At 63.1% G+C, this 10,530-nt stretch carries 10 protein-coding genes and 1 pseudogene; 4 read left to right on the top strand and 7 right to left on the bottom strand.

Annotated features, from left to right (window positions below; translation table 11 throughout):
- The 3 genes and pseudogenes from E5W87_RS24430 to E5W87_RS24420 form a co-directional block, all read left to right on the top strand.
- Positions 1-809 (top strand): annotated as a pseudogene (locus E5W87_RS24430) (nitrite/sulfite reductase); the annotation flags it as partial.
- Positions 784-1,548 carry a phosphoadenylyl-sulfate reductase gene (locus tag E5W87_RS24425; protein ID WP_292403357.1) on the top strand — a complete coding sequence of 255 codons (765 nt, stop codon included), beginning with the start codon at positions 784-786 and terminating at the stop codon, positions 1,546-1,548. The pseudogene E5W87_RS24430 and the gene E5W87_RS24425, both read left to right, overlap by 26 nt.
- A 27-nt stretch (positions 1,549-1,575) precedes the next feature.
- Positions 1,576-2,112 (top strand): DUF934 domain-containing protein, encoded by a 537-nt coding sequence (locus tag E5W87_RS24420; protein ID WP_292403354.1) that lies wholly within the window; start codon positions 1,576-1,578, stop codon positions 2,110-2,112.
- A 390-nt stretch (positions 2,113-2,502) separates the two neighbouring features.
- Here E5W87_RS24420 and E5W87_RS24415 read toward each other — a convergent pair whose 3' ends face one another.
- Both E5W87_RS24415 and E5W87_RS24410 read right to left on the bottom strand, forming a co-directional pair.
- Positions 2,503-3,525 (bottom strand): fatty acid desaturase, encoded by a 1,023-nt coding sequence (locus tag E5W87_RS24415; protein WP_292403351.1) that lies wholly within the window; start codon positions 3,523-3,525, stop codon positions 2,503-2,505.
- A gap of 147 nt (positions 3,526-3,672) precedes the next feature.
- Positions 3,673-3,909: a hypothetical protein gene (locus tag E5W87_RS24410; protein ID WP_292403348.1), complete on the bottom strand. Its 237-nt coding sequence runs from the start codon at positions 3,907-3,909 to the stop codon at positions 3,673-3,675.
- Positions 3,910-4,147: 238 nt separating this feature from the next.
- Between E5W87_RS24410 and grpE the strand changes: the two genes are divergently transcribed.
- On the top strand, positions 4,148-4,783 hold the full coding sequence (gene grpE, locus E5W87_RS24405; protein WP_292403344.1) for a nucleotide exchange factor GrpE: 636 nt from the start codon (positions 4,148-4,150) through the stop codon (positions 4,781-4,783).
- 135 nt (positions 4,784-4,918) lie between these two features.
- On the opposite strand, the gene E5W87_RS24400 is transcribed toward grpE, so the two are convergent.
- The 5 genes from E5W87_RS24400 to E5W87_RS24380 form a co-directional block, all read right to left on the bottom strand.
- Positions 4,919-5,794 (bottom strand): GNAT family N-acetyltransferase, encoded by an 876-nt coding sequence (locus tag E5W87_RS24400; protein ID WP_292403375.1) that lies wholly within the window; start codon positions 5,792-5,794, stop codon positions 4,919-4,921.
- A gap of 177 nt (positions 5,795-5,971) precedes the next feature.
- The gene (locus tag E5W87_RS24395) at positions 5,972-8,254 is read right to left on the bottom strand and encodes a PAS domain-containing hybrid sensor histidine kinase/response regulator (protein ID WP_292403341.1); all 2,283 of its coding nucleotides are present in this window, start codon (positions 8,252-8,254) and stop codon (positions 5,972-5,974) included.
- A 110-nt stretch (positions 8,255-8,364) separates the two neighbouring features.
- Positions 8,365-9,354, bottom strand: a complete 990-nt coding sequence (locus E5W87_RS24390; protein ID WP_292403338.1) for an MDR family oxidoreductase — start codon at positions 9,352-9,354, stop codon at positions 8,365-8,367.
- A 52-nt stretch (positions 9,355-9,406) separates the two neighbouring features.
- Positions 9,407-9,907, bottom strand: coding sequence for a signal peptidase II (lspA, locus tag E5W87_RS24385; RefSeq protein ID WP_292403335.1), 501 nt, complete (start codon positions 9,905-9,907; stop codon positions 9,407-9,409).
- Between the two features lie 8 nt (positions 9,908-9,915).
- Positions 9,916-10,530: RNA methyltransferase (locus E5W87_RS24380; protein WP_292403331.1), on the bottom strand; the 615-nt coding region annotated here is incomplete at its 5' end.

Genomic DNA, 10,530 nt, shown 5'->3' with positions numbered 1-10,530 from the left:
CCATCGATGCCTATTTCGCGCCGCCGGCTTTGACCGATCGGCCGGAAGGCGACGGGGCGGTCAAGCTTGCCCGCCTCGATTCCAAGAGCTTTTCGGAATGGCTCGATCAGAACGTGGTGACCCACCGCCATCCCGATTATGCCGCCGTGACGATCTCGCTCAAGGGCATCGGCGAAGCGCCGGGCGATGCCTCCGACAGCCAGATGGAAGCGGTCGCCGACCTTGCCGAGAAATATGCATTCGACGAGCTGCGCGTCAGCCACGAGCAGAATCTGATCCTGCCGCATGTTGCGCGTGCCGACCTCAAGGCGGTCTACGACGCTCTGGTCGACATCGGGCTGGCGACGGCCAATTCAAACCTGATATCAGACATCATCTCCTGCCCTGGCCTCGATTATTGCGCGCTGGCCACGGCGCGCTCCATTCCGGTGGCACAGGAAATCTCGCTTCGTTTCGCTTCGCTCGAGCGGCAGCGCGAGATCGGCGAATTGAAGCTGAAGATTTCCGGCTGCATCAACGCCTGCGGCCATCACCATGTCGGCCATATCGGTATCCTCGGCGTCGAGAAGAAGGGCGCCGAACTCTACCAGGTCACGCTCGGCGGCTCGGCCGACGAGAATACCTCGGTCGGCGAGATCATCGGCCGCGGCTTCTCGTCGGAAGAAATCACCGACGCCATCGAGCAGATCGTCGAGACTTATCTCGGCCTCCGGCTCGACAGAAACGAAAAATTCATCGACGCCTACCGCCGTGTCGGTCCCGCGCCGTTCAAGGAGGCGCTCTATGCTGGCGAAGCCAAGGCCGCTTGATCGTATCGTCGACGTCGAGGCCGGCATCGCCGCCGAAGCGGCGGGGCTCGATGCGCTCTATGGTCATCTGAAGCCGCTGGAGATCATCGAGCGGTCGGCCCGGGAATTATTTCACGGTGAAATCGCCGCGGTTTCGTCCTTCGGCGCGGATTCGGCAGTGCTGCTGCACATGATCGCCAAGATCGACCGGACGCTGCCGGTGATCTTCCTCGACACCGGCAAGCACTTCGAGGAGACGCTCGGCTATCGCGACGCGCTCGTTGCCGATTTCGGGCTGACCGACATAAGGGTGATCACGCCCGAAGAAGCCGCGCTCGAACGGATCGATCCGACCGGCAATCTGAACGAGACCGACACCGACGCCTGCTGCGATGTCCGCAAGGTGGAGCCACTGGCGCGCGGCGTCGAGCCGTTCCGCGCCTGGTTCACCGGCCGCAAGCGTTTTCAGGCGACGACGCGGGCAGCGCTTCCGGTGTTCGAGGCGGTCGGCTCGCGCATCCGCATCAATCCGCTGGCGCATTGGACGACCGCTGACCAGGCCAACTATATGCGCGCGCATGCGCTGCGTGAAAATCCGCTGGTCGCCTATGGCTATTTGTCGATAGGCTGCTTCCCGTGCACGCAGCCGGTGCAGCCGGGCGAGGACGCGCGCAGCGGCCGCTGGGCAGGGCACGCCAAGACCGAATGCGGCATCCATTTGTCGGGGCTGGAGAAGTCCCTGACCGACGCTTCGCTTTAGGATCTTTTTGAGCTTTAGGAATTTTTGATGACCGAACCGACGCCAGAGATTGTTACCCGCCTCTGGACCCCGACGGGTTTTAGCGAGGACGAGTGGAGCCATGCGGAAAGTGCCGACGCACTGTCCGGCAACGGCCGCTTCATCCTGCCGCTGCAGGTGTTTCTCGACCTCGACCCGGCGCTGCGCCGGTCGGCGAAGGAACGCCTCGGCGTGCTGCTGCAGCCCGGCGACCAACTCGAAAAAATTGCAGACCTGCTCGACCAGACATCGCTGGTAGCGTTGGCTTTCCCGGCGTTCAGTGACGGCCGTTCCTTCTCAAAGGGCGAATTGCTGCGCAGCCGCTACCATTTCGAGGGCGCGGTCCGCGCCACCGGGCAGGTTCTGGTCGACCAGCTACCGCATATGCTACGCCTCGGCTTCGACGAGTTCGAAGTGTCGCATCCGGTGCTTTTGAAACGGCTCGAGGAAGGCCGCACCGGCGGTCTGTCGCTGTACTATCAGCCGACCGAGAAGCCGGAGGCCAAAGGCCCCAAATATTCCTGGCGGCGGGTGCGCGCCGGCTGATCGCCTGCGCCGAGCAGATCGCCGCATCTGGTCGGACCCGCCTTACAGGTTCAGTCTTTTATTTTCGGTGTTTCACACTTTGGAGCGTATTATTTCGCGCCCCGAAATAAATGCGGTCACCAGGTGAATCCGGCCGAATGTGCGGCGGACGGGCGTGGCCCAGAATATTGCGCGAATGCCTGAAGGTGCTCGGCACCGAGATTCGCCACGGCGAGATCCTGATGCGCGACGAACGCAAGGTGGCTTGAGTCGGGCCTGGAAAACCCGCCGCAGCTGTGGTGCGGCGGCCCTGCAGCGCCGCGCGTCCTTTTGGGACGCGCAAAGGACGCTGTAGACTTTGATTCTACGCATGACCTCGAAAATCGATTTCGATTTTCGGGGTCATGCGTTTTACGCTGTCATCCGCGCTTCGCGAAACGATACCAGCTTGCTGCGGCTCTCGTCCCACAGTGCGAGCTTGACGCAGCGCAGGCTGTCGAGAAGCGTGACGCGGCCGATTTCGCGCAGTTCCGGATAGTCCCTCAGGACCTCCTGGAGCCGATAGCACGGCACCTTGGCGGAGAGGTGATGCACGTGATGGACGCCGATATTGCCGGTGAACCAGTTCAGCACCGGCGGCAGGTCGTAATATGACGAACCGTGCAGCGCCGCATGCTGGAACTCCCACTCGGAGTCCTTTGCCCACTCGGTCTCTTCGAACTGGTGCTGGACGTAGAACAGCCAGATGCCGGCGGAACCGGCGAGGACGACGATGGGGAAATGGACAACCAGGAACGCTTCGAGGCCGACGAACCAGATGAGGGCAGCGGCGGCGACCGCGATGGCCACGTTGGTGGCCATTGACGACACCCAGGGCGTGAGGCCGCCTCGCATCATGCCGACCGGCAGTCGCTGCTCAAAGATGAAAAGCCAAATCGGGCCGAGGCCGAACATGACGAGCGGATGGCGATAGAGACGATAGGCAAGGCGGCCGCGCCAGGACATTTGCCGGTATTCGGCAACGGTCAGCGTTCTGATGTCGCCCGTGCCGCGCTCATCGAGATTGCCGGCGCTGGCGTGATGAGTTGCGTGGGCACGCCGCCAGCAATCGTAGGGTGTCAAAGTCAGGATGCCCAGCCCGCGGCCGATCCAGTCGTCGGCAGTGCGGTTGGCGAAGAAGGAGCCGTGGCCGCAATCATGCTGGATCATGAAGATCCGCACCAGAAAGCCGGCGGCCGGAAGGATGAGGATCAGACCCCACCAATGACCATGGGCATAGGCAGCCGTGGACAGTGCCCACAGCGTGGCAAAAGGGATAAGGGTGATGGCAAGCTCGACGGCGCTGCGCCGCCTGTCAGGTGTCTTGTAGCGCGCCAGGATCTTCAACCAGGCACGTTTGCTGTTCGCCACAGCTTCGGGGGAAATCATGTTCATCAGGAAGCATAGACGGACCATTCCGTCGCCGCAAGGCAGGGATCACGCCAAGTTACTGCGCGTAATTGTCGCGCGACGCGCAAGGTGGTGCAATGTGGAAGGTCATGCTTTGGTTCCGGCAGCACGCAATGACAGGTGACTGTTCGTCTACCGCCGGCGGCCACCGGCGGCTACGCTGCTCTCGATGCCGTCCAGGCGATCGAGCAGTTCCTTGAACCGATCGGGAATGTCGTTCTCCGTCCGGAACGCCGGCAGCGCACGCAGAAAGCGCATCGTTGCCTCGGTGCCGAACTGGCTTCTGATGCCGGCCGCGAGCCTTTTACGTCTTTCATCATTGTTGGGGGCGCCATTTTTGTTGCGGTCGCCATTGTTGCGGGTCGTCATCTCAAAATCCTGTGTCGGCTTCGAAACTCTTCCAGCAGACGAATGGTTCCCCCATCGCAGCATCTTGGCAAGCAAAGCCGGCGGTTACAGTAAAATTTGAATTAATATCGAAAGGTCTTCATGATGCGTCGTCGAAGCGCGGGCGGCCTCTCCAGTATCGCTTGCCCCTTGATTTTTGGCCGCCAAACCTCGATATCGGGCACAAAATCCACATCATTCGAAATGACGGGAAACGGCGATGAGCGACCAGGCAAAAGACGAACGCGCGCCCGATGAAGCCGAGACGGCAGGGGCTGCCACCGAACACACGGAAGGCAGCGTCGACGGCGACTATGAAGCGCTTGTGCGGCTGTTGAAGGAAAACGAAGAGTTGAAGGACCGCGCGCTCCGCGTCGCGGCCGAGATGGAGAATCTGCGCCGCCGGACAGCACGCGACGTGCACGACGCGCGTGCCTATGCCGTTGCCAATTTCGCCCGCGACATGCTGTCGGTATCGGACAATCTGCGCCGCGCGCTGGATGCGATCCCGGCTGAGACCAAGGCGTCTGGCGATGCCGGCTTCAAGGCGCTGATCGAGGGCGTCGAGCTCACCGAGCGCGCCATGCTGTCGGCGCTGGAGCGGCACGGCGTGAAGAAGCTCGAGCCGGAAGGTGAGAAATTCGACCCGAATTTCCACCAGGCGATGTTCGAGGTGCCCAATCCGGAGGTGCCGGCCAACACGGTGGTCCAGGTCGTGCAGCCGGGTTATTCGATCGGAGAGCGGGTGCTGCGGCCGGCCATGGTCGGCGTTGCCAAGGGCGGCCCCAAGCATGTGGCTGGTGAGGCGCCGGTCGAGCCAGGGCCGGTGAATGAGCAAGCTGAGAAGGATGCGTAAGTTAGGGGAGTAGGGGAATAGGGCAGTACGGGAGTAGGGAATACGCTACGCACGGTAAAGTAGAGCAATTGCCTACTCCGGCCGTTGCCTTTTCTCCCCCTACTCCCCTACTGCCTTATTCCCCTACTGCCCTACTCAGGCGGCGAAGCGCTGGGCTTCCCCGCCATAATAGCTGACGTAGCGGGCGCCGATCTCCTTGACCGGCATCACCACGAACACGTCGACCGTCGAGAATTCGCGGTCGATGACGCAGCCGTCGCCGATGCGCGCGCCGACGCGAAGATAGCCCTTGACCAGCGGCGGCATCGCCGCGATCGCGGCCTTGGCGTTGACCGCCTCGATCGGCATCAAATCCATGGAACAGTAGCGCCCGGCGACCGCGCGCACGTCCCAGGCCGAGTTCGTCCGGCAGTGATGGGCGAGATAGGTCAGTGCTTCGGCGTGCGCCGCCGGCACGGTGCCTTGGAACGAGGCACAACCGGTCATCACGCCGATCCCGTAATGGTTGATATAGGCCCAAATGCCTTGCCAGAGCGCCTCGATGGTGCGCTTCGAGCGGTATTCCGGCAAGACGCAGGAGCGGCCGAGCTCGAGGAAACGCTGGCCGGGGTGGCGGGCGATAAGATTGGTCAGCTCGAATTCGCCCTCGGAATAGAAGCCGCCGGCCGCTGCCGCAATTTCCTGTCGCAGCAGGCGGTAGGTGCCGACAATGCGGCGGTGCTCGGGACCCGACAGCGAGGTGTCGAAGACGAGCAAATGATCACAAAGCGGATCGAAATGATCGGCGTCGCGGCGGTCCTGCACCTGGAACAGGTTCTTCCTGGCGCCAAGCTCGTCATAGAAAACCCGGTAACGCACTTCCTGCGCGGCCGCGATCTCGGCCTCGTTGCGGGCGAGCCGCACTTCGAGGTTGCCTATGCGGCCGAGCGCTTCGCCTTTTATGACGGCATCGACGTTCCGCCCGGTGAGCAAAGCACCGCTGGCGTTCGGCCGAGCGTCACATTCCGGCATAACTGTATGCACGAGTGATTCTCCTTCGAGCCATCCCTCTTGGCACGGGGATACGGTGTAGGTGCAACAGGATTGTGACAGTACCGTGATACGGCGTTGCCGGCAATACTTCGTCGGCTGGGTAATCCTTCAACCGGCTATGTTACGCCGGGAGACTTGGAAGGGAAGCTCGGCGGATCACGCCGCCACCTGGCCTTCGACCGCATGGACAAGCGCGTCGGGATCCAGCGGCTTGGTGACGAAGCCGCTGGCGCCGTGGGCAAGCACGGCGTGGCGGGTCTTTTCCTGACTGTCCGCCGACAGCACCATGATCGGAACCGGCGGCACGGCGGTTTCCTCCTCGTGACGGCGGATTGCGGCGATGGCGTCCAGCCCGTCCATAACGGGCATGTGCAGGTCCATCAGCACCACGTCGAAGCGATGCTTGTGGCCGGTGCCAGTGACGGCCTCAACGGCGGCCTTGCCGTTGCCGACCACTTTCACGCGGTGCCCGGCCTTCAGCAGCGTAGCCCGGGCAAGCATGGCGTTGATATCGTTGTCCTCCGCGATCAGCACGGACAGGCCCTGCCGGCGGCCGGCGACGGCGGATGGCGCGCCGCGCTCTTCCGCCTGTGGCTGGGTGAGGGCCGGTACGCTGCTGGTCAAAAGCACGCGCAGCAACGTCTCGCCACGCACCGGCCTTGCCAGGAAGGTGGAGTAGCCGCTGGCGCGGAACTCGCCCAGCATACCGCGATCGGTCGGTGCGATCAGCGTGATCGCCTCGCAATCGGCAAAGCCGCTCTGGCGAAGGCGCTTGAGCAACCTGCCGTCGCTCTCCTCCATGGCCGCGTCGACCAGAAGCACGTCGCAGCCTTCGGCGAAGGCTGCTGCCTGGGCGGCGGTCGCGGCCAGATCGATCTTGCCGCCATTAGCGCGGATGGTGCGCGCGATGGCTTCGGCCTCGATGGCGTTCTTCGACAGGATCACGGCGCGCCGGCCCGACAGCGCGTTCTGGCGGTTCTGCGGTGTTTCGATGGCCGATATTGCGGGGATTTCGAAAACGAATTCGGAACCTTGGCCGAGCCGGCTCGACACCGAAATCGTGCCGCCCATGGCGGTCACCAGGCGCTTGGAGATGGCAAGTCCGAGACCGGCGCCACCATGCGCGCGGGTCGACGAGCCATCGACCTGTTCGAATTCCTCGAAAATGCGCTCCAGGTCGTCTTCGCTCAGGCCGGGACCGGTGTCGGTGACACTGAAGCGTATGCGATCGGTGGTTTCGGTGCGGGTGCGGGCGACGGTCACCAGCACGCCGCCGCTGTCGGTGAACTTGATGGCGTTGCCGATGAGATTGAGCAACACCTGCCTGACCCTTCCAGGATCGGCTGATATCATCTGCGGCACGTCGGGTTCGACATGGCAGCCAACGCCGATGTTCTTGGCGAAGGCGCGAGCCGCCAGGAGTTCGATGATGTTGTCGGCGATCTCGCGCACCGACATTGGCTGCGGTTCGGGATCAAAGCGGCCGGCCTCGATCTTGGAATAGTCGAGCAGATCCTCGATCAGCGCCAGCAGCGCGCTGGCCGAGGTCGATACGGCGCCGACATAGGTCCGTTGTTCAGGCGAGAGATTGGTGTCCGCCAGCAGCCTGGCCATGCCCATGATGCCGTTCATCGGCGTGCGGATCTCGTGGCTGACGGTGGCGAGGAAGCGCGATTTGGCCTGGCTCGCATATTCGGCTCGCTCACGGGCAGTGATCAGCGACGATTCTGCGTGCTTGCGCGCGGTAATGTCGCGGGCGATGGCGCGATGCGAGACGGCGCCGCTCTCCTTGTCGCGCACGGACAGTTCGATCCATGAGAACCAGCGCGGGCCGCTCGGCATGCTAATGGCGACGTCGGTGGAGCTTAAGCATTCGTGGTCGGAAAAAGCGGCATCGGGAACGATGCCGACGTCGATGCCGAGTTCGGCCAGAGTCCTGCCGGCAAGGTCGCGCTGGTCGCTTCCGACAAGATCGGCGAAAACCTTGTTGGCATAGACGATGTGGCCGTCACGGTCGCGGTGGACGACGAGATCGCCAAGCGCGTCGATCAGCCCGCGAAAGCGTTCCTCGCTCTCCTGCATCTCCCACATGCGGTCGGCCAGGGTCTCGACCTCGGCACGGCTGCGAGCTGCGGTCTCGCCGAGGAGGGCAACGGTGCGACGCTCCGTGCGCCTGGCACGCAAATGCACGGCAAGTCCGGCCATGCCAGTCGCCAAAAGGCCGACGGTGATGAAGATCGGCGCTCCGGTCAGATGCGACAGCCCTGCCAGCACGACGATGGCGACGAGCGTCAGGAACGGCAGGCCTTCACGATTGGCAGCGGGCAGTTCGGGCGCTAGTGGCGGCGCTGCGATATGCTGCCGCCTTGGCGCCTGCGGGCCGATCCCGTCGACGCTTTCGGCGCTCTCCGTTTCTCTGATGCCGGATTCCGTGACCATGCGAAATCCTTGCCAGACAGAGATTATGGAAAATTGCGGCCGATCGTTCGAATTTTATCGGTCGCGCGGTTTTTGCCTATCTTTCGTGCAAAAACGGCAGGCGACAGAGCTCAGATGTCCACCACCACGCGGCCACGGATCTTGCCGTCGACGATGTCGTGCGCGGCGTCGATGATGCCGTCGAAGCCAATGGTCGTGGACAGGCTGGCGAGTTTCTGGAGGTCGAGGTCCGTGCCGATGCGGCGCCACGCCTCCATGCGGACCGCTTTTGGGGCCATCACCGAATCGATGCCGAGCAGACAAACGCCGCGCAGGATGAACGGGGCGACGCTCGCCGGCAGATCCATGCCGCCGGCCAGGCCGCAGGCGGCGACGGCGCCACCATAGGAGGTCATCGAAAGGACATTGGCCAGCGTATGACTGCCGACCGCATCGACGCCGCCGGCCCAACGTTCCTTGGCGAGCGGCTTTGCAGGCTGGGCAAGCTCGTCGCGCGAAATCACTTCCGCAGCACCCAGGTCGATCAGATAGGGGCTTTCAGCGCTGCGGCCGGTCGAGGCGATGACATGATAGCCGAGGCTGGACAGGATCGAGATCGCGACCGAGCCGACGCCGCCGGCCGCGCCCGTCACCACCACCGGGCCGCGATCGGGCACGATGCCGTGCCGTTCCAGAGCGATGACGCAAAGCATGGCCGTGTAGCCGGCGGTGCCGATCGCCATGGCATCATGCGGGCTCATGCCCTGAGGCAGCGGCACCAGCCAGTCGCCCTTGACACGGGCGCGCTCGGCATAGGCGCCAAAATGCGTTTCGCCGACGCCCCAGCCGTTCAATATAACCTTGTCCCCCTTGCGCCAGTCGGCATGGGAGGACGAGATGACGGTGCCGGCGAAATCAATGCCCGGCACCAGCGGCCAGCGGCGGATCACCGGGGCCTTGCCTGATATGGCAAGGCCATCCTTGTAGTTCACCGTCGTCGCCTCGACGGCGACGGTGACATCGCCTTCCATCAGGTCGGCTTCGGTGAGGTCGGTCACCGCGACCGACTGTTTCTTCTCGGCGTCGCGCGAAACGAGGATGGCTTTGAAGGTTTCGGACATGTCTTCTCCTCGGGCTTTTCGAATGGGCAATGTATGGCGGCGGAAGGCCAGGTCAATCGCTTGAGGGCTTGGCTTCGTGCCGCCAACCGATGAGTTCGTCGAAGACGACCAGCACTGCGCCGACCGCGATAAAAGCGTCGGCGAGGTTGAATATGGCGAAGGACCACACCGGGGTGTGGAACAGGATGTAGTCGATCACGTGACCGTAGGTAGCGCGGTCGAACAGATTGCCGAGCGCGCCGCCGACGATCAGCGCAAAGCCGATGCGGGTCAGCACGTGGCCGGGCGGAGTGCGGGAGGCGAGATAGAGCACGAAAGCGACGACGAAAGCGGCGATGACCACCAGGCCGGTTTCGCCGAAGGACGAAAACATCGAGAAAGCAATGCCGGTGTTGTAGGTGCGATACAATGCCAGGAACGGCACAAGATCGACCTTTTCCTGAAAGGCGAGGCCGGTCTCGACCAGGTATTTCACCCACTGGTCGAGCGCTATCGCGGCGGCGACCAGCAGGACGTAGGGGAACCATGATTTTGCCGTTTGGGATTTCACCATTTGGGATGTCACGGTTTGGCGTCCTCCGGGGCAAATTTCAGCGCGCCGCGCCGGATCTCGAACAGCATAATGCCGGTGGCCACCGCAAGATTGAGCGAATCGGCCCGGCCGGCCTGTGGAATCCGCAGCAATCTGTCGCAGCTTTCGGCCAGGCTTTCGGGCAGGCCCTGCTGTTCGTTGCCCATCATCAGCACCACCGGTCCTTTGGAAAAGTCGACCGAACGGTAATCGACCGCACCCTTCAGATGTGTGCCGGCGACGAGGCCGGGAAAGTTCTTTCGCCAGGCAAGAAAGGCTTCCGGAGTGGCCTTGGCCACGGGCACGGCGAAGATCGAGCCCATCGTGGCGCGCACGGTCTCGACGGAAAAAGGATCGGTGGTTTCGCCGACCAGGATGATGCCCTTGGCGCCGACGGCATCGACGGTGCGGATGACGGTGCCGAGATTGCCGGGATCGCGCACGCGGTCGAGCGCCACCCAGACATCGCCGTCTTGAGCGCGGATGTCTTTCAGCGGCAAGAACTTCTGCGAAAAGACGCCGACCACCATTTGCGGGTTGTCGCGGCGGGTGATGGCGACGAGCACTTTTTCCGAAACTTCGAGCACGGTGCCGCCGGCGGCAAC

The organism is Mesorhizobium sp. (assembly GCF_004962925.1).
Classification (GTDB): Bacteria; Pseudomonadota; Alphaproteobacteria; order Rhizobiales; family Rhizobiaceae; genus Mesorhizobium.
Note: the sequence above shows the minus strand (reverse complement) of the source record. Positions and strands in the feature narration are given on the sequence as shown.